Source organism: Nonomuraea antimicrobica (genome assembly GCF_039536965.1).
Taxonomy (GTDB): domain Bacteria; phylum Actinomycetota; class Actinomycetes; order Streptosporangiales; family Streptosporangiaceae; genus Nonomuraea; species Nonomuraea antimicrobica.
On sequence record NZ_BAAAZP010000172.1, the window covers coordinates 1,419 to 20,429 of the forward strand.

At 71.2% G+C, this 19,011-nt stretch carries 14 protein-coding genes; 9 read left to right on the forward strand and 5 right to left on the reverse strand.

Going from position 1 to position 19,011, the window contains the following annotated elements; genetic code table 11:
• Positions 1–68: 68 nt before the first annotated feature.
• From ABD844_RS40945 to ABD844_RS40955, 3 genes are all read right to left on the reverse strand, one after another.
• The gene (locus ABD844_RS40945; RefSeq protein WP_344890965.1) at positions 69–959 is read right to left on the reverse strand and encodes a carbohydrate ABC transporter permease; all 891 of its coding nucleotides are present in this window, start codon (positions 957–959) and stop codon (positions 69–71) included.
• A 3-nt stretch (positions 960–962) separates the two neighbouring features.
• Positions 963–1,808: a carbohydrate ABC transporter permease gene (locus ABD844_RS40950; protein WP_344891080.1), complete on the reverse strand. Its 846-nt coding sequence runs from the start codon at positions 1,806–1,808 to the stop codon at positions 963–965.
• Positions 1,809–1,876: 68 nt separating this feature from the next.
• Positions 1,877–3,193: an extracellular solute-binding protein gene (locus ABD844_RS40955; RefSeq protein WP_344890969.1), complete on the reverse strand. Its 1,317-nt coding sequence runs from the start codon at positions 3,191–3,193 to the stop codon at positions 1,877–1,879.
• A gap of 450 nt (positions 3,194–3,643) precedes the next feature.
• Here ABD844_RS40955 and ABD844_RS40960 point away from each other — a divergent pair, with 450 nt between their 5' ends.
• From ABD844_RS40960 to ABD844_RS40975, 4 genes are all read left to right on the forward strand, one after another.
• Positions 3,644–4,669: a LacI family DNA-binding transcriptional regulator gene (locus tag ABD844_RS40960; RefSeq protein WP_344890972.1), complete on the forward strand. Its 1,026-nt coding sequence runs from the start codon at positions 3,644–3,646 to the stop codon at positions 4,667–4,669.
• 154 nt (positions 4,670–4,823) lie between these two features.
• Entirely contained in the window at positions 4,824–6,485 is a 1,662-nt protein-coding gene (locus tag ABD844_RS40965; protein WP_344890975.1) for a protein kinase domain-containing protein, read from the forward strand.
• Positions 6,486–6,673: 188 nt separating this feature from the next.
• Positions 6,674–7,687, forward strand: coding sequence for a coiled-coil domain-containing protein (locus ABD844_RS40970; protein WP_344890978.1), 1,014 nt, complete (start codon positions 6,674–6,676; stop codon positions 7,685–7,687).
• 130 nt (positions 7,688–7,817) lie between these two features.
• Entirely contained in the window at positions 7,818–9,002 is a 1,185-nt protein-coding gene (locus ABD844_RS40975; RefSeq protein WP_344890981.1) for an FAD-dependent monooxygenase, read from the forward strand.
• 68 nt (positions 9,003–9,070) lie between these two features.
• Here ABD844_RS40975 and ABD844_RS40980 read toward each other — a convergent pair whose 3' ends face one another.
• Both ABD844_RS40980 and ABD844_RS40985 read right to left on the reverse strand, forming a co-directional pair.
• Entirely contained in the window at positions 9,071–10,552 is a 1,482-nt protein-coding gene (locus ABD844_RS40980) for a sugar ABC transporter ATP-binding protein (protein WP_344890984.1), read from the reverse strand.
• Positions 10,553–10,727: 175 nt separating this feature from the next.
• Entirely contained in the window at positions 10,728–11,528 is an 801-nt protein-coding gene (locus ABD844_RS40985; protein WP_344890987.1) for a DeoR/GlpR family DNA-binding transcription regulator, read from the reverse strand.
• Between the two features lie 162 nt (positions 11,529–11,690).
• Here ABD844_RS40985 and ABD844_RS40990 point away from each other — a divergent pair, with 162 nt between their 5' ends.
• From ABD844_RS40990 to ABD844_RS41010, 5 genes are all read left to right on the forward strand, one after another.
• The gene (locus ABD844_RS40990; protein WP_344890990.1) at positions 11,691–14,216 is read left to right on the forward strand and encodes a PA14 domain-containing protein; all 2,526 of its coding nucleotides are present in this window, start codon (positions 11,691–11,693) and stop codon (positions 14,214–14,216) included.
• Between the two features lie 94 nt (positions 14,217–14,310).
• Positions 14,311–15,378 carry an ABC transporter substrate-binding protein gene (locus ABD844_RS40995; protein ID WP_344890993.1) on the forward strand — a complete coding sequence of 356 codons (1,068 nt, stop codon included), beginning with the start codon at positions 14,311–14,313 and terminating at the stop codon, positions 15,376–15,378.
• A gap of 10 nt (positions 15,379–15,388) precedes the next feature.
• Positions 15,389–17,014 carry a sugar ABC transporter ATP-binding protein gene (locus tag ABD844_RS41000; RefSeq protein ID WP_344891084.1) on the forward strand — a complete coding sequence of 542 codons (1,626 nt, stop codon included), beginning with the start codon at positions 15,389–15,391 and terminating at the stop codon, positions 17,012–17,014.
• The gene (locus tag ABD844_RS41005; RefSeq protein WP_344890996.1) at positions 17,007–17,990 is read left to right on the forward strand and encodes an ABC transporter permease; all 984 of its coding nucleotides are present in this window, start codon (positions 17,007–17,009) and stop codon (positions 17,988–17,990) included. Before ABD844_RS41000 ends, ABD844_RS41005 begins: the two co-directional genes overlap by 8 nt.
• Positions 17,987–18,940 carry an ABC transporter permease gene (locus tag ABD844_RS41010; RefSeq protein WP_344891000.1) on the forward strand — a complete coding sequence of 318 codons (954 nt, stop codon included), beginning with the start codon at positions 17,987–17,989 and terminating at the stop codon, positions 18,938–18,940. The genes ABD844_RS41005 and ABD844_RS41010 overlap by 4 nt, the downstream gene beginning before the upstream one ends.
• Positions 18,941–19,011: the final 71 nt, after the last annotated feature.

The following is a 19,011-nucleotide window of genomic DNA, read 5'->3' on the forward strand; positions in this document are numbered from 1 at the left end:
CGACGATCGTTTCTACGAGACGGACGTGGCGCACCTGGCCCGCCACGCCGGCACGCTGACCGGGGTGCTCACTTCCCGAATCCCACCGTCAGGCCACTGAGGAGCTGGCGGCGGCCCACGACGTAGAGGGCGAGGATGGGCAGCGTGGTGAGCACCACCGAGGCCAGCACCGCGGGCACGTTGACGCTGTACTGCCCCTGGAACGACCACAGCGCCAGCGGCAGCGTGCGGTTGTCGGGGCTCTGCGTGAGGATCAGCGGCAGCAGGAACCCGTTCCAGATCTGCAGCGCGTTGTAGACCGTCACGGTCACCACGGCCGGACGGGTCAGCGGGAACGCCAGCCGCCAGAGCATCCCCGACTCGGTGGCGCCGTCGATCCGCATCGAGTCGAACAGCTCCTTCGGCACGTCCCTGATGAAGTTGGCCAGCACCAGCACCGACAGGGGGATGGCGAACGCGATCGACGGCAGGATCAGCGCCATCAGGGTGTCGTACAGGTTCAGGCGGATGATGATCAGATAGATCGGGATCACCGTGGCCTGCAACGGGATGGCCAGGCCCATGAGGAAGAGCGAGTTCGTCCACCTGAGCAGCCGGCTCCGGGCGCCGCGCACGATCGCGTACGCCGCCATGAAGCTGACCAGCACGGCCGGGACCACGGCGCCGAGCGTGACGACGACGCTGTTGACGAAGTACCGCGGGAAGTCCGACTCGACGACCAGCCGGTAGTTGGCCAGCGTCGGCTCGGCCGGCGGCGCCAGCGGGTTCTCGGCGTAGTAGGTGGCCTGGGACTTGAAGCTGGTGATGACGATCCAGTAGATCGGCACGATCACGATCGCCAGCCAGATCACGCTGGTCAGACCGGCCGCCCAGTTGGGGCGCCGCCGGGCCTGGCCGGGCCTGCGCGCCCGCCGCCGCATGGCCTTCTCGCGCGGGCCGCTCGTGAGGGTGGTCGCCATGGGTCAGGCTCCTTCGAGCTGGCTGTGGCCGGCGTCGCGCCCGCCGATCCGGCGCAGCAGCAGCGCCAGGGCGAGGCCCACCAGGACGAGGATGACCGCGATCGCGCTGGCCGGGCCCATGAGGTTGGCCTGGAAGCCGCGTTTGTACATGTCGAGGGCGAGCACCCGGGTCGCGTCGCCGGGGCCGCCCGCGGTCAGTACGAAGATCAGGTCGAAGAAGGTCAGCGAGCCTATGACGACCATGGTCGAGGACGTGATGATCGTGTACTTGAGCTGCGGCAGCGTGATGCTGAAGAACGTACGGACGCGGCCCGCGCCGTCCAGCTCCGCGGCCTCGTACATCGAGCGCGGGATCTGCCGGACGCCGCCCTGGTAGAGCAGCGAGTGGAACGGGATGAACTGCCAGGACACCACGAAGATCACCACGCCGAACGCGAGCACCGGATCGCCCAGCCAGTCCTGGACGAGCAGCGGGATGCCGAGGCCCGCGCCGAGCCCGAAGTTCGGGTCGAGCAGCGCCTTGTAGGTGATCGCGATGGCCGCCGAGCTGAGCAGCAGCGGGATGAAGTACAACACGGACAGGACCGCGCGGTAACGCTGCCGCCCGGCCAGGAACACGCCGAGCAGGAGGGCCGCCGGCGTCTGCACCGCCCACGACAGCGCCATGACGAGGAACGTCACCCACAGCGCGTGCGGCAGCCCGGGGTCGCCGAGCACGGCCCGCCAGCTCTCGAACCCGGCGAGGCGGATGTCGCCGAGCCCGTCCCACTGCGTGAAGCTGAGCAGCAGGACTCCGGCCAGCGGGATCACGCCGAACCCGGCGAAGGCCACCAGCGCCGGCGCGGCCATCCACCCGAGTGAGCCGCCGCGGCCCGCGCGCGCCGCGGGCCGGGCGGTGGTGGTGGTCGTCGGTGCGCTCACTTGCCGATGACCGCGTTCATGCTCGTGGCGAACTGCTGCGGCGAGATCGACAACTGGAACAGCTTGGCGATGTTGTCCAGCAGCACCTCGGCCGCCGTCGGGCTGAGCGCCTGGTCCCACGACTGGGCGAACGACTTGGCGTTGACCGCGATGCCGTAGACGAAGTTCAGGAACGCGGCGTCCTTGGAGGTGGCGAACTGCGCGTCGGCGCCCTTGACGATCGGCACGGCGCCGGTCGAGACCCACTCCTTGACCGCCTGGTCGCCCATCAGCTCGGTGGTGAAGAACTTCTTGGCGATCTCCTTCTGCTCGGCGGTGGCCTTGGCGGAGATCGAGAGGTACTGGCCGGGGTTGCCGACGGTGTTGCCGGGGTCGCCCGTGCCGCCGTCGATCGGCGGGAAGTTCATGTAGCCGAGGTTGCCGCCGGAGACGAAGTCGCCGCCGTCGGTGGACATGCCGCCGTACGTCCAGCCGCCGTGCAGCATCATCGCGGCCTTGCCGGTGTACAGCAGCGCCTGGTCGGCGTTGGAGTCGGCGGTGATGGAGGAGAAGCCCTTGATGAACCCGTCGGCCTTGACCAGCTCCTGCACCTTGCCCAGGGCGTCGAGGGCGATCGGGTTGTTCCAGGCGTCCTTCTCGCCGTCGAACACGGCCTGGAAGATCTCGGGCCCGCCCATGCGGTCGAACAGGAACTCCAGCCACATCATGTTGGTCCAGCGCGACTGGCCGCCGAGCGAGAACGGCGCGATGCCCTGGGCGTTGAACTTGGGCACCAGGTCCATGATGTCGCCCCACGTCTGGGGTGGCTGGGCGCCGATCTTGTCGAAGGCCCGCTTGTCGTAGTACAGGACGATCGGCTGCATGGTCTCGCACGGCATCGCGTAGATCTTGCCGTCGATGGTGGCCGCGCCGAAGGAGGAGGGGAACAGCCGGTCCTTGACGGCGGCGTTCTGGCCGAACCAGGCGGTGAGGTCGTCCACCTGGCCCGCCTGTACGTAGCTGCGCAGCGTGCCGCCGCCCCAGCCCCAGATCAGGGTGGGCGCCTGACCGGCCCCGATGGCCGTCTTGATCTTCGTCTTGTACGCGTCGTTCTGGAACGTCGTGCCGGTGATCGTGCCGTTGGGGTTGGCCTTGTTGAACCGCTCGACGGTCCTGGTGCGCACGCCCTCCTGCGGCTGCGTCGACAGGTACCAGTAGGTGGCGCCGCCGCCACCGCCGCCCGCGCCGGTGGCCCCGGTGCCACCGCCCGCGCCGGTCTGTGTGGGGCTCGAACCGCCGCACGCGGCGAGTGCCGCTCCCAGGGGGAGCCCCATGGAGAGGCTGAGGAAGGTACGGCGAGAGGTTGTCCTGGACTCCACGCTGATCTCCGTACGTGAGTGCCGCGGGCTGGGGGCGCGGCTCGTTGATCACTGGATGCGATGGCCGGCGGTCGCGGGTCGGCATCGTGGCGATGCCACTCGTCCACCCCTCCTCATGTCAGCTCACCTGTCATCTCGTCGAAACATTTTCGACATGACCGCGGGGGTCGCCAATCTAGATTTCGAAAATTGGCCTGTCAATAGCTTGTGGATCAGGGACTGTCTGGCTTTCTGGCTGTGCGCGTGTAAGGTACTTTCGCGTATGCCTTCACCTGGTGATCTGAGAGGGAGGAGGCTCCGCGCCGAGCTTCGGCGGCGACGTCGAAACATTTTCGAAAAGTTGCGAGAAGGCCACACCTCTTTAAGGAGCGCAGGAGATGACGGGCCTAGATCCGAGGGGTGGAGATGCCGGCCAGTCCTAGACGCGCGACGCTCGCCACGGTCGCCGCCTCCGCCGGGGTGTCGGTCGCGACCGTCTCCAAGGTGCTCAACGGCCGCAGCGACGTGTCCCCGGCCACCCGCTCGCTGGTGCAGTCGCTACTGCGCCAGCACGACTACGTCGCCCCGGCCCCGCGCCGTGAGCCGTCCGCGCAGGCCACCGTCGAGGTGCAGTTCGACACCGACCTCAACGCCTACTCCACCGAGATCATCCAGGGCGCGGTGGAGGCCGGGGCCGAGGCGGGCGTCGGCATCGTGGTCAGCATCAGGAGCGGCGCGGCGCGTACCACGGCGTGGGCGCGCGAGCTGGTCACGGCCGGGCGGCGGGCGCTGATCGCGGTCACCGGCGAGCTGACCGCGGGGCAGCCCGCCGCGCTGGCCAGGGCCCGCCTGCCGCTGGTGCTCATCGACCCGCTCAACCTGCCGCGCACCCGGGTGACCAGCATCGGCTCCACCAACTTCGCCGGCGGGCTGGCCGCCACCCAGCACCTGCTCTCCCTCGGGCACCGCCGCATCGCCTACCTCGGCGGCCCGGCCACCGCCGCCTGCAACCAGGCGCGGCTGCACGGCTACCGGGCCGCCATGGAGGCCGAAGGCGCGCCGGTGCTGCCCGGCCACGTGCGCTCGGGGCACTTCCGCTACCACGACGGCGTGGAGGGCGGGGCCGTGGTGCTCGACCTGCCGCACGCCCCGACGGCCATCTTCGCGGGCAGCGACGAGATGGCGGTCGGCATCATGGAGGCGGCGCGGGCGCGGGGGCTGCGCATCCCGGAGGATCTGAGCATCGTGGGGTTCGACGACACCCAGATCGCCCAGGTGACCTCGCCGCCGCTGACCACCGTCCGGCAGCCGCTGCGCGAGATGGGCGGGGTGGCGCTGCGTACGGCGCTGCGGCTGGCGGCCGGGGAGCGGATCGACTCCCACCATGTGGAGCTCGCGACCGAGCTGGTCGTACGGGGCTCCACGGCTCCGGTGCCGAGGCGGCGGGCCTGACGGGCGGTCACCCGGCCAAAGCTCCTGTCCGGAGGCGGAGGAATACCGACTGCCGTAGCGGGACGGTGACTCTCGTGAGGAGGGCTCGACACGGCGCGTGACGCCGGGATAGCGTCCCGACATAAGGATCTTTATCCGGGCAGGAGGTCCCTTCATGGAGGTTCCCGGCTACACGGAGATCCGGGAACTCGGCCACGGCGGGACCGGCCGGGTGATGCTCGCCGTACGCGACTCCGACGGTCTGGCGGTCGCGATCAAGCACCTGTCCGAGCCGCTTCGCGACGACGAGGGGTTCCGGGCGAGGTTCCGGGCGGAGGCCCTGGTCATCCGGGAGGTCGACAGCCCTCACACCGCCCGCCTGCTCGACTACGTCGAAGGCGACGACGACGCCGTCATCGTGATGGAGCTGGTGGAGGGCGTCACGCTGCGACGGCTGCTGCAGCACGAGGGCGCGACCGGCGTCGAGGCGGCCCTCACCCTGCTGAAGGGCGCGCTGCTCGGGCTGGCCGAGGCGCACCACCACGGGGTCGTGCACCGCGACTTCAAGCCCGAGAACGTCATGGTCACCCAGGACGGCGACAGCAAGCTCGTCGACTTCGGCGTGGCGGCCCACTTCGGGGAGGCGGCCGCGCTGGTCGGCACCCCCTCGTACATGGCGCCCGAGCAGTGGGACGAGGCCCCCGCCGGCCCGGCCACCGACGTGTACGCCGCCACCCTGGTCTTCTACGAATGCCTGACCGGTCACCGCGCGTTCCACGGCGAGAACGTGGCTGCCCTCGCCTACCAGCACCAGCACGTGCCGCCCCCGCTGGAGGACATCGAGGAACCCCTGCGCCCCCTGCTCGAACACGGCCTGGCCAAGGACCCCGAGGGCCGGCCCGAGTCGGCGGAGGCGTTCCTGGACGAGCTGGAGCGGACCGCGCGGGCGGCGTACGGGGAGGACTGGGAGCTGCGGGGACGTACCGGGCTCGGGGGCCTGGCCCTGCCGCTGGTGGTCCTGCTGCCCAAGCCGCAGCCGGTCGCGGACGGCGGCGCCACCAGCCTGTTTCACAGCGCGCTCTCGCCGGTGGGCAAGTTCGCGGTGACGGGCGGGCTGGTGCTGGCCACGACGGCGGCGGTCGTGTCGACGTTCGTGATCTTAGGCGACTCGCCCGACCTGGAGAGCGGCACCGCCCTGCCGCCCGCCACCTCGGCCCCGCCGTTCACCCCGGCCCCGGCCGCGCCCACCACCGCCCCGCCCACCACCGTCGGGCCGACGGGGATCGTGCCCACGCTGAGCGAGCCGATCACCCCGCCCGTCGCGGACCCGAGCCCCCCGCCCTCCTCCGGCGGCACGCGACCGCCGACCGGGGCGCCCTCGACCCGCGAGCCCAGCCGCGAGCCCACTCGTCAGCCCACTCGGGAGCCGACCCGTGAGCCCACCCGCGAGCCGACGCGTGAACCGACCCGGGAGCCGACCAGTCAGCCGACCCGGCCCGACGATCCGGAGCCGACCTCCCCGCCGCCCACCACCTCGCCCCCGGACGACCCTCCCGGCACCGACCCGCCGGGCAACGGCGAACCGCCGCCCCCCACGACGAGCGCGCCCGCGCAGCCCTCGGCCCGAGCGCGCGGCCCGCTGGTGTCGATCTCGGTGAGCGTCTCGCTCGGCCTGCCGGTGCTCGGCGGCGACGGCGACGGGCTGGTGGACGCCGAGGTCGGCCTGGGGCTGGGCTCCAGCCTGCTGGGGCTGCTGGTGGTGCCCGGATCGGCGCTGGTCGGACGGCAGATCGTGGTCCGCAGGGTACGTAAGGGTCGCTATACCGAAATGAGGTGAGTTGCGGGCAAGGTCACGTGATCCCCTACTATCGTGCGTCGGATAGAGGGCGTCCCCCCGGCCTGGAAAACTCGTGACCGGAACCTGCCCTGAGGCTCGGGCTTAGGAGAACTGTGGCGGTTGCGTCCCCCGCCGGACGGTCGCGGGCCCGTACGTCCGCCGTCCAGACGCGCCGCGGTCCGGCGCGTGTGTCCGCAGCCTCGACCCGCCGCGGTCCGGCGCGTAGGACCGCCGCCGCCGCGTTGGCCGTGCTGCTGCTGGCACTCCCGTTCCTCACGGGCCCGGCGCAGGCCGCGCCCAAGCCCTCCGTCAAGCAGCTCAAGAAGGAGCTGGCCGCGCTCCAGAAGGACTCCGACCGGCTCATCACCGACTACTACAACAGTCGCATCGCCCGCGAACGCGCGGACAAGGCGGCCAAGGCGGCCCGCGACAAGCTGGCCGAGGCCCAGGAGGCGTACGACCGCAACTCGGAAGAACTGCGCGCCATGGCCATGGCCCAGTACATCGGCGGCGGGTACAGCTCGCTCACCCTGCTCGTCAGCGGGAGCGACCAGGGCGGCGCGGACCCGTCCGACGTGCTCGGCCGGATGGCGCTGACCCAGCACCTCATCAACCAGCAGGACGCCAGGCTCAGCGGCTACGCCCAGGTCAGGGACGACCGCCAGCGGGCCGAGGACGAGGCCGCCGCCCGCGCCGAGGAGCTCGACCGCACGGTGGGGGAGCTGGAGGAGCGCAAGGACAAGGCCGAGAAGCAGATCGAGAAGATCCGCGACAAGATCGACCAGCTCTACACGGCACCGGGGATCCGGCGTCCCGACGGCACGTGGGTGCCGCAGCTCCCCGAGGGGTCCGACCACATCACGCCCCGGATGCGGCTGGTCAAGCAGCTCATCCAGGAGCGGTTCGAGGTGCCGTACGGCATCGGCTGCTACCGGGTGATCCAGGACGGCGGCGAGCACCCGCTCGGGCGGGCCTGCGACTTCATGCTGAGCCGCGGCGGCGCGATGCCGACGGGGGAGGAGCTCAAGCGCGGCGACGAGATCGCCGCCTGGGTGGTCAAGAACGCCAAGCGGCTGGGCATCATGTACGTGATCTACCGGCAGCGCATCTGGCACGTACGGACGGGCGCGTGGCGCACCATGTCCGACCGCGGCGGCACCACGGCCAACCACTACGACCACCCGCACGTCTCGGTCTACTGACCGCGGCGCGCTCACCCGGCGCGACCGCAGGGCCCCGTCACGACGGCCCCGAACCCGCCCTCCACCTGCCCGGCGACGCCCGCTGATACGCTGTGCAGCAGGTTGACCGCATGGTGTCACATTGGGGGATGTGGTGAAGGTTGCCTGCGTCGGCGGCGGGCCCGCCGGTCTGTATTTCGCGATCCTGATGAAGCGGACCGACCCGTCCCACGACATCACCGTCCACGAGCGGTACCCCGAGGGCTCGACGTACGGGTGGGGCGTCACCTACTGGCGTGAGCTGCACGACACCCTGCACGCCATCGACCCCGAGTCCGCGCGGGCCATCGGCGACGACTCGATCCGCTGGGACACCTGGCAGGCGCACGTCCACGACCGGCCGCCGCTCCTCGTCGACCACTGGGACGGCGGCTACGGCATCGGCCGGGGCAGGCTGCTCGCCATCCTCGCCGACCGGGCCCACGACCTCGGCGTACGCGTCGAGTACGAGCGTGAGATCACCTCCGAGGCGGAGCTGGCCGGGGCCGACCTCGTCGTCGCCTGCGACGGCGTCAACAGCACGCTGCGCGAGCGACACGCCGACCACTTCGGCACCCAGGTCGCGCTCGGCCGCAACGTCTACATCTGGCTCGGCACCACCAAGGTGTTCGGCTCGTTCACCTTCGCCTTCACCGACACCCCGCACGGCTGGATCTGGTGCTACGGCTACGGCTACAGCCGCGACCGCAGCACCTGCGTGGTCGAGTGCTCGCCGGAGACGTGGGAGGGGCTCGGGTTCCACCGGTCCGGCGAGGCCGACAGCCTCGGCCTGCTGGGGAAGCTCTTCGCCGACCTCCTCGACGGCCATCCGCTGATCGGCAGGGGAACCAACGGGGAGAGCGCCCGCTGGCTGAACTTCCGTACCCTCACCAACCAGACGTGGCGTCGCGGCAACCTCGTCCTGATGGGGGACGCCGCGCACACCACCCACTACTCCGTCGGCGCGGGCACCGCGCTCGCTCTCGGGGACGCCGCGTTCCTGGTCCACGCGCTGCACTCGCGGCCGCGGCTCGACTCCGCACTCGCCTTCTACGAGCGCGAGCGCAAGTCCACGATCCGGTGCGCGCAGAGGGCGGCCCGCAACAGCGCCCGCTGGTACGAGAGCCTGCCGCGCTACGTCACGCTCCCGCCGGAGCAGATGTTCGCGCTGCTCGGCCAGCGGCACTCGGCGCTGCTCCCGTACCTTCCGCCGCGGCTGTACCACGGGCTCGACCAGGCGTACGGGAGCGTCGCGTGGCTCTGGTCGAAGATCGCCCGCCCGGCCTCGCGGCGGTGATCGTCTATTTGTCCTGTTCATTCGCCCGGTAATTCCCGCTCTACCGGGAGCGGCGGGGCGAAGGGGCGTCAGTCCTTGGCCAGGGCGGCGAGCAGGCGGTCCTCGGTGACCTCGGGGCCGGTGAGCTGCTCGGTGATCGAGCCGTCCCTGAGCACCACGACGCTGTCGCAGTTCTCGACCAGCTCGGCCACGTCCGAGGAGATCAGCAGGATGGCCAGCCCGTCCACGGCCAGCTCGTCGAGCAGCGCCTGCATCTCCAGCTTGGTCGCCAGGTCCACGCCCCTGGTGGGCTCGTCCAGCAGCAGCACCTTGGGGTGCATGGCCAGCCAGCGGGCCAGCAGCACCTTCTGCTGGTTGCCGCCCGACAGCTCACCGGCGGGCTGGCGGGGCGAGACCGCCTTGATGCCCAGCCGCCGCATGAACGTCGTCACGATGTTGTCCACCTGCGCGTCCGACACGATGCCCGCCCGCGACAGGCGCGGCAGGGCGGCCAGGGCGATGTTGTCGCGCACCGACAGGGTGGGCACGATGCCCTCGGTGCCCCTGTTCTCCGGCACCAGGCCGATCCCGGCGCGTACGGCGCTCCTGATCGACCACTTGCGCGCCGCCGCCCCGGCCACCGTGACCTGCCCGGCGTCCACCGGCAGCACGCCCGCGATCGCGCGGGCGGTCTCACTGCGGCCCGCGCCGAGCAGCCCGCCCAGGCCGACGACCTCGCCCGCCCGCATCGCCAGCGACACGCCGTCCAGCATGTGGTGACGGGTCAGCCCCTTGGCCTCCAGGACGGGCGCGTCGGCGGGCGGGTCCGGCTCGCCCGCCTGCGGCAGCGGCTCCACCGGGTGGAACGGGCGGCCCAGCATGAGGGAGACCAGCCGCAGCCGGTCGAGCCCGGCCAGCGGCCCCGTGTGCACGACCCGGCCGTCGCGCAGCACCGTGACCCGGTCGCAGATGCCGTACAGCTCCTCCAGCCGGTGGGTGACGTAGACGACCGAGCGGCCCTGCTCGCGCAGCCTGGTCACGGCTCCGCGCAGGGTCTCCAGCTCGGCGTGGTCGAGCGCGGTGGTGGGCTCGTCCATGATGACCAGCCGGGCGTCCGCCGAGGCGGCCCGCGCCAGGGCCACGAGCTGGCGGGCGCCCTCGCCGAGCGAGCCGAGCGGGCGGCGTACGTCCACCTCCAGCCCGTACGCGGCCAGCAGCTCCTCGGCGCGGGCGTGCACGGCCGCCGAGTCGATGAGCCCGAGCCGTCCCCGGGGTTCGCGGCCCAGCAGCAGGTTGCGGGCCACGCTCATGGTCGGGACGAGGTTCGTCTCCTGGTGGATCGTGGCGATCCCGGCCCGCTTGGCGTCGGCCGGTCCGGCGAACCGCACCGGCTCTCCGAGGAGCCGCAGCTCGCCCGCGTCCGGCTGGTGGACGCCCGACAGCACCTTGACCAGGGTGGACTTGCCCGCGCCGTTGCCGCCGACCAGGGCGTGCACCTCGCCGGCGCGTACGGACAGGGTGACGTGGTCGAGGGCGGTGACACCCTGGAACGTCTTGAGAACGCCAGCCACCTGTAACACGGTTGCCTCCGCCTCGATCGTGGTTGAGGGAGGAAACATTCCAGTAACGAAATTGTCACATTCGATCAGAAGCGGCGATCAGAAACAGCTCTCAGAAACGGCGAATCGGGAACCGGGCCGCTCAGAGCTGGGTCGCTCAGAGCTGGGCCGCTCTGAACCGGGTCGTTCAGAACTGGGCGACGTGCAGGCGGACGCCGCGCCCGCTCAGGTCGTCCAGCACGTCGCGGGGCGCGGCGTCGTCGGTGACCAGGTGGTCGATCCGGTCGGGGGCCACGGTCTGCACCATCGTGTCGATCCCGATCTTGGTGTGGTCGGCCAGCACCACGACCTCCTCCGCCGCCGCCGCCAGCGCCCGATCGACCCCCGCCACCTGCATGTTGGGGGTGGACAGGCCGCGCTCGGCGGTCAGGCCGTTGCCCGAGATGAACGCCCTGCGCACCCGCAGCCCGGCCAGGGAGTGCTCGGCCGCGCTGCCCACCAGCGCCAGGATCGAGCCGCGCAGCGTGCCGCCGGTGAGCATCACCTCGACGCGCGGCGAGCCCGCCAGCACCTGGGCGACCAGCAGCGAGTTGGACACCACGGCCAGCTCGGAGTGCCTGGTCAGGCGGCGGGCGAACTCCTGCGTGGTGGTGCCGGGCCCGACCACGATGGCGTCGCCGTCCTCGACCAGGGCGGCGGCCAGGTCGGCGATGGCGGCCTTCTCGGCCGACTCGACGGAGACCTTGTGGGCGTAGCCGGCCTCGCGCGACAGCTCGCCGGGCAGGGTGGCCCCGCCGTGGTGGCGGTTGAGCAGGCCCTCCGACTCCAGCGCGCGCAGGTCGCGGCGGACGGTCACCTCGGAGGAGTGCACGGCCTGGGCCAGCTCGCGCAGCGACACGGCGCCGTTGGCGCGCACCAGCTCGAGGATGCGCTGCCGACGTTCAGCGGCGAACACGGGCCTGCGTCCGTCGCTCTGCGTGTCGCTCACGTCCCGATCATAGTGGACCGGCCAACATGAGTTCACGTCTGACCGAACGAGAACGAATCTGATCGAAAATCTTGACCACCTCGGTCCGGTGGTGCTTACTTTGGAGCATGTCAGGGTCAAAAGCTGTCCGAACCTGATCGGCGCGTTTCGAAAGGACCCCCCGTGCGTAAGCGCCTCGCGATGCTGCTGGCCGTGGTGATCTCCGTGTTATGGCAGATCCCGGCACCCGCCTCCGCCGACGCGGCGGCCCTTCCCGAGCGGAACGGGCTGCGCGGCGACTACTACCTCGCCTCGGCGGCGGGGAAGTTCGACTTCGCCGAGCTCAAGGCGAGCGTCATCGACCCCAACCTGGAGCTGGCCGACCTCAACCCGACCTTCAAGCTGCTGACCGGCAGGGAGGACGACGTCACCGTCCGGTGGACGGGACAGATCACCCCCAAATACTCCGAGACCTACACCTTCTCCATCATCGGCGACAACGGCTTCCGCCTCTGGGTGAACGGCGAGCCGATCATCGACCACTGGGTGGACGACTGGGACAAGGAGCAGATCGGCACCCCGATCGCGCTGGAAGCCGGGCGGAAGTACGACATCAAGGTCGAGTACTTCGAGCACTTCGGCGGCGCCAACCTGCGCCTGCGCTGGCAGAGCCCCAGCCAGCCGAAGGCCGTGGTGCCCGCGGACGCGCTCACCGTGCCGGCGGACTTCCAGCCGGACGGCCCGTACGACGCCCGGCTGAACACGGCCGGTGACGTGGCGACGCTGACGTTCGGCAGGCCCCTGAGCGCGCTGCCCGCCGACGCCGCCAAGAAGCTGGCCGTCACGGTCGGCGCCGCGGCCTGGCCCGTGACCTCCGCGGTCCAGAAGAGCCCCGAGACCGTGGAGCTGAAGCTGGGCCACCCTGTCCCGGGCAAGGCCGGCGCCACCGTCCGCACCTCCTACGACGGCAGCGGCGGCATCGCCTACGCCGACGGCACCCCGCTGGCCGCCTACGCCTTCGCGTACGTGGTCAACGCCTCCACCTACGTCCTGAAGACGGAGTGGACCGACGAGGTGGACCCGGCGAACCCGCTGCCCGAGTACCCCAGGCCGCAGCTCGCCCGCGACCGCTGGCGCAGCCTCAACGGCACCTGGCAGTTCGCCCCGGCCAAGGCGGGCGAGGCCGCGCCCATCGGCCGCGACCTGCCCGAGCGCATCGTGGTGCCGTACCCGGTGGAGTCACAGTTGTCGGGCATCGGCCGGCACGAGGAGCGCATGTGGTACCGCCGCACGTTCGAGGTGCCCCGCGACTGGCGCGGTGAGCGGCTGCTGCTGCACCTCGACGCCGTCGACTGGAACGCCACCGTCTACGTCAACGGCAAGCAGGTGACCACCCACAAGGGCGGCTACGACCGCATCAGCGTCGACGTGACCGCCGCGCTCAAGCGCTCCGGCACCCAGGAACTGGTCGTCGGCGTGCACGACCCGACCGACCAGGGCGCCCAGCCCATCGGCAAGCAGCGGCTCAGCCCCAGCGGCATCTGGTACACCGCCGTGTCGGGCATCTGGCAGACCGTCTGGATCGAGCCGGTGTCCAAGGACCGCATCGACCGCGTGGACACCACCCCCGACCTGCGCGGCGAGGCCCTGTACGTGACCGTGCAAGGCTCGTCCGGCACCGCCACCGTGATCGCCAGGGACGGCCGCCGCGTGGTCGGCGTCGTCCGCGGCCAGGTCGGCAAGGAGCTGCGCCTGCCCGTCCCCGACCCCAAGCTGTGGTCCCCTGACGACCCCCACCTGTACGACCTGGAGGTCAGGCTCAAGGACGACAAGGTGGAGTCGTACTTCGGGATGCGCTCCATCGAGGTCTCCGGCAACCGGACGCTGCTCAACGGGCAGCCTGTCTTCCAGATCGGCCCGCTCGACCAGGGCTTCTGGCCCGACGGCATCTACACGCCGCCGACCGACGAGGCCCTGCGCTACGACCTGGTGCAGACCAAGGCCCTCGGCTTCAACGCCGTGCGCAAGCACGTCAAGGTCGAGTCGGACCGCTGGTACCACCACGCGGACCAGCTCGGTCTGCTGGTCTGGCAGGACATGCCCTCGGCCTTCCGCACCACCGACCGGCCGCAGTTCGAGGCCGAGCTGCGCGAGCTGGTCGACCAGCACCGCAGCAGCCCGTCGATCGTGATGTGGGTGCCGTTCAACGAGGGATGGGGCCAGTACGACCAGGCTCGCATCGCCGACCTGGTCAAGAGCTGGGACCCCTCGCGCCTGGTGAACAACATGAGCGGAATCAACTGCTGCGGCGCCGTGGACGGCGGCAACGGCGACGTCAAGGACTTCCACATCTACCCGGGCCCCGGCAACCCCGGCAAGCCATCGGGCACCAGGGCGAACGTCATCGGCGAGTACGGCGGCCTGGCCCTGCCCGTGGTCGGCCACACCTGGTCCGGCGGCGGCTGGGGCTACGCGGTCGAACCGGACCCCGAGTCCCTCACCACCCGCTACGTCAACATGATCAAGGAGATCGAGCGGCTGCACGCCTGCGAGCAGCTCAGCGCCGCGATCTACACCCAGACGACCGACGTCGAGACCGAGATCAACGGCCTCATGACGTACGACAGGGCCGTCACCAAGCCCGACGTCAAGCGCGTCCACGACGCCCACAAGGCGCTCACGAGCGCGATCAACCCCACCTGTAGCTGATCTCCCCCTGGAGCCGATCTCCGGCGCGCCCGGGCCCGCGCGGCCCGGGCGCGACCCCGGAGGAACCCGGGGACCTGGTAAGAAGGGAACCGCGATGACCCCCCATCTCCGGACCGCCGCGCTGACACTGGCCGTCCTCCTCACCGCGGCCGGCTGCGCCAAGGCGGAGGCACCGCAGAGCGCGCCCGCCGCCACCGGCACGGCCGGGCAGCAGGTGGTCCAGACCCCGACCGGCACCGCCGGCCCGACGTGCACGCTGGAGCAGTTCGGCGGCACGAAGTTCGACCTCAAGACGGCCACGGTGGGCTTCTCCCAGTCCGAGAAGGAGGCCAATCCGTTCCGCATCGCGGAGACCAAGTCGATCAAGGACGAGGCGGCCCGGCTCGGCATCACCAACCTCAAGGTCACCAACGCCCAGTCGCAGTTCTCCAAGCAGATCACCGACGTGCAGCAGCTCATCGCGCAGGGCGTGCAGCTGCTGGTCATCGCGCCGCTGAACTCCGACGGCTGGGAGCCCGTGCTCCAGCAGGCCGCGGCCAAGAAGATCCCGATCATCACGGTCGACCGCAAGATCAACGCCAGGCCGTGCAGCGACTACCTCACCTTCATCGGCTCCGACTTCTACGAGCAGGGCAAGCGCGCCGCCGACCGCATGATCGAGGCGCTGTCCGGCAAGGGCAAGGTGGCCATCCTGCTCGGCGCGCCCGGCAACAACGTCACCACCGAGCGCACGAACGGCTTCAAGGACCGCGTCAAGGAGCAGGCCCCCGGGATCACGATCTCGTTCGAGCAGACCGGTGAGTTCGCCCGCGAGAAGGGCCAGCAGGTCACCGAGCAGCTCATCCAGTCCAACCCCGACATCAACGGCATCTACGCCGAGAACGACGAGATGGCGCTGGGCGCGGTCACCGCGCTCAAGGGCGCGGGCAAGGAGCCGGGCGACATCAAGATCGTCTCGGTGGACGGCACCCGCAGCGCCGTCCAGGGCATCGCCGACGGCTGGCTGCACGCGGTCATCGAGTCCAACCCGCGCTTCGGCCCGCTCGCCTTCGAGACCGCCGGCAAGTTCCTCGACGGCGAGGCCATCCCCGACAAGGTGATCATCTCCGACCGCGACTACGACACGACCAACGCCAAGGACTCCCTCGGTGAGGCGTACTGACTTGGCTGACGTGATCCACTCCACGGGCGTGGAGCCGGTGCTCGAGGCCCGGGGGATCAGCAAACGCTTCCCCGGGGTGCTCGCGCTCGACGGCGTGTCCCTCGCCCTGCGCCCCGGCGAGGTGCACGCGCTCGTCGGCGAGAACGGCGCGGGCAAGTCCACCCTGATCAAGGTCTTCACCGGCGTGTACCGGCCGGACGGCGGCGAGCTGCGCTACCGGGGCGCCCCGGCCGCCTTCGGCACCCCCATGGAGGCGCAGCGCGCCGGCATCCAGACCATCTACCAGGAGGTCAACCTCGTCCCCATGATGTCGGTGGCCCGCAACCTGCTGCTCGGCCGCGAGCCGCGCGGCAGGTTCGGCGTGATCGACGCGGCCGCGATGTACGGCGAGGCCGAACGCGTCCTGGCCGGCTACGGCGTCGAGACCGACGTACGCCGCCCGCTGCGCACCCTCGGGGTGGGCGCGCAGCAGATGGTCGCCCTCGCGCGGGCGGTGTCGGTGGAGGCGCGGGTCGTCATCATGGACGAGCCCACCTCCTCCCTCGAACCCCGCGAGGTGGAGACCCTGTTCGGGGTGATCGGGCGGCTGCGCGACAGCGGGATCGCGGTCATGTACGTCAGCCACCGGCTCGACGAGCTGTACCGGGTGTGCGACCGGGTGACCGTCCTGCGTGACGGCCGCCTGGCGCACACCGGCCCGCTGGCGGAGCTGGAACGGCTCCGGCTGATCTCGCTCATGCTGGGACGCGACCTCAGCGACGTACGCTCGCGGGGCCTGACCCGCTTCTCCCGCGACCGCCATCGCACCCCCGGCGCCCCGTCCACCGAGGACACGCCCACCGAGGACACGCCCACAGAGGACACGCCGACAGGGGACACACCGGCCAAGGAGGAGGGCGCGGTCGTCGAGGCGCGGGGCCTGACCCGGCGGCACGTGCTCGACGGCGTGGACGTCTCCGTCCGGCCCGGCGAGGTCGTCGGCCTGGGCGGCCTGCTCGGCGCGGGACGCACCGAGACCGCCAAGGCCATCGTCGGCGCGTTGCCGCTGGACGACGGCCAGGTGCTGGTGGCCGGGCTGCCGCTGCGGGCCGGCTCCACGGCGGCGGCGATCAGGGCGGGCGTCAGCCTGCTGCCCGAGGACCGCAAGGCCGAGGGCATCATCCCGACCCTGTCCGTCCGCGAGAACATCGCCCTGGCCGCCCTGCCCTCCCTCGGCCGGGCGGGCGTGGTGTCCGAGGCGCGGATCGACCGGGTGGTCGAGATCTTCATGCGGAGGCTGAGGATCAAGGCCGCCTCGCCGCACCAGCTCGTCTCCGAGCTGTCCGGCGGCAACCAGCAGAAGGTGCTGCTGGCCCGCTGGCTGGCCGTGCGTCCCAAGGTGCTGTTGCTGGACGAGCCCACCCGGGGCATCGACGTCGGCGCCAAGGCCGAGGTCCAGGCGCTGATCGACGAGCTGGCCCAGGAGGGCCTGGGCGTGCTGCTGATCTCCTCCGACCTGGAGGAGCTGGTCGAGGGCGCCGACAGGATCCTCGTCCTGCGCGAGGGCGCGGTCGTGGGGGAGCTGTCGGGCGACGAGGTCACCGAGGAGAGGATCATGGCGACGATCGCGGAGCAGGCGGAGCCGTCCGATGGCTGAGCTGGCGCACGACCGGGGCGGCCGGCCGGACGGCCGCGCCGCCGCGCTCAAACCGCAGGTGTACGCATGGGTGCAGGACTACGGCGTGTACGCGGCGGTGCTGGCGCTGCTGCTGTTCAACGTGCTGTTCACCCCGCACTTCCTGGACGCGGCCAACTTCCGCACCCAGCTCGTCCAGGTCACCCCCATCGTGATCGTGTCGCTGGGCATGGCCCTGGTGATCGGCACCCAGGGCATCGACCTGTCGGTCGGCTCGGTGATGGCGCTGGCCGCCGCGCTGACCGTGCTCTACCTCGGCTACGGCTGGCTGCCCGCGCTCGTCGTGGCCGTGGTCGGCGGCGCGGTCGTGGGGGCGGCGGGCGGGGCGCTGGTGGCGTACGTCGGGGTGCAGCCGATCGTGGCGACCCTCGCCCTGCTGGTCGGCGTGCGCGGCCTGGCGAACGTGCTGGTGCCGCAGCTCGTCGAGTTCCGCAACCCTGACCTGATCGCGCTGGGCAGCAGCTCGGTGGCCGGGATCCCGGTCATCGTGCTGATCGCGGCAGCGCTGACCGTGATCGTGCTGTTCGTGGTGCGGCGCACCACGTTCGGGCGTCAGGTGGTCGCCATCGGCGGCAACCGGTCGGCCAGCGAGCTGTCCGGGCTGCCGGTCAAACGGGTGCTCCTGACCGTGTACGTGATCTCCGGCCTGCTCGCCGCCCTGGCCGGGGTGCTGGCCACGGCCCGGCTCCAGGCCAGCGACCCGACCTCGCTCGGCCTGTTCATCGAGCTGTCGGCGATCACCGCCGTCGTGGTCGGCGGCACGCCGCTGACCGGCGGCCGGATCCGGGTGCTCAGCACGGTGATGGGCGCGCTGCTCATGCAGCTCCTGGCGGCCACACTGATCAAGCACAACCTCCCGCAGTCGTGGACCCAGATGGTCCAGGCGGTCATCATCCTGGCCGCCGTCTACGCCACCAGGAAGCGGGGGACACGATGAACCGCGAACAGGCGAGCCGGGTGCTCCAGCAGCACGGCGCCGTGATGGTGCTGGGCATGCTGGTGATCGTGGGCAGCCTGGCCTTCGACTCCTTCGCCACGCCCGCGAACGCCGCCAGCGTGGTCGTCTCCTCCTCGTTCCTGGCGATCATCGCGATCGGGATGACCTTCGTGATCATCAGCGGCGGGATCGACCTGTCGGTGGGCTCGCTGTTCGTCCTGGGCGGCGTGCTGGCGGCCTACGGCTCGCAGTACGGCCCGCTCGTCGCCCTGGCGCTGCCGCTGGCGGTGTGCGGGGTGGTGGGCCTGCTGCAGGGCCTGGTGATCGCGCGTACGGGCATGGCGCCGTTCATCGTCACCCTGGCCGGGCTGCTGGGCGTGCGCGGCCTGATGCTGGCCATCTCCGACGAGGGCGCGACCACGTACCTCGTCGAGGACCGCGCGTTCGCCGCCCTGGGACAGGGGGAGGTCCTCGGCCTGTCCTACCCGGTCTACATCACCGCCGTCCTGGCCGTGGTCGCGATGGTGCTGCTGCAGCGTACGGGCTTCGGCCAGAACGTCTACGCCATCGGCGGCAACGAGCAGGCGGCGGCCCTGATGGGCGTGCCGGTCGCGCGTACGAAGGTGTCCGTGTACGTCATGTCGGGCCTGCTCGCGGGCCTGGCCGGGGCACTGAACGCGGCCCGGCTCTCGTCCGGGGTGACGATCCTCGGCATCGGCCTCGAACTCGACGCCATCGCCGCCGTGGTGATCGGCGGCACCCTGCTGACCGGCGGGGCGGGCGGCATCACCGGCTCGGTGGCCGGGGTGCTGCTGCTCGGCGTCATCCAGAGCCTGATCAACCAGGTGGGCAGCCTGACGTCGGCGTTCCAGCAGGTGGTCAGCGGCGTGTTCCTGGCGCTCGTGGTGGTGGCCCAGCGGCTGCTGAGCAAGGCCCAGCGCCTGACGTGACGCCCCGTGGCGCTCCCCGCCCCGGGAGCGCCACGGAAGTCGGCGGCCGTCCGGCCGACGACCTCCGGGAG

What these genes read in the sequence shown, in the direction of transcription:
- ABD844_RS40945 (WP_344890965.1), bottom strand. Translation starts at nt 959, where the DNA reads ATGGCGACCACCCTCACGAGCGGCCCGCGCGAGAAGGCCATGCGGCGG.
- ABD844_RS40950 (WP_344891080.1), bottom strand. Translation starts at nt 1,808, where the DNA reads ATGGCCGCGCCGGCGCTGGTGGCCTTCGCCGGGTTCGGCGTGATCCCG.
- ABD844_RS40955 (WP_344890969.1), bottom strand. Translation starts at nt 3,193, where the DNA reads ATGGGGCTCCCCCTGGGAGCGGCACTCGCCGCGTGCGGCGGTTCGAGC.
- ABD844_RS40960 (WP_344890972.1), top strand. Translation starts at nt 3,644, where the DNA reads ATGCCGGCCAGTCCTAGACGCGCGACGCTCGCCACGGTCGCCGCCTCC.
- ABD844_RS40965 (WP_344890975.1), top strand. Translation starts at nt 4,824, where the DNA reads ATGGAGGTTCCCGGCTACACGGAGATCCGGGAACTCGGCCACGGCGGG.
- ABD844_RS40995 (WP_344890993.1), top strand. Translation starts at nt 14,311, where the DNA reads ATGACCCCCCATCTCCGGACCGCCGCGCTGACACTGGCCGTCCTCCTC.
- ABD844_RS41005 (WP_344890996.1), top strand. Translation starts at nt 17,007, where the DNA reads ATGGCTGAGCTGGCGCACGACCGGGGCGGCCGGCCGGACGGCCGCGCC.
- ABD844_RS41010 (WP_344891000.1), top strand. Translation starts at nt 17,987, where the DNA reads ATGAACCGCGAACAGGCGAGCCGGGTGCTCCAGCAGCACGGCGCCGTG.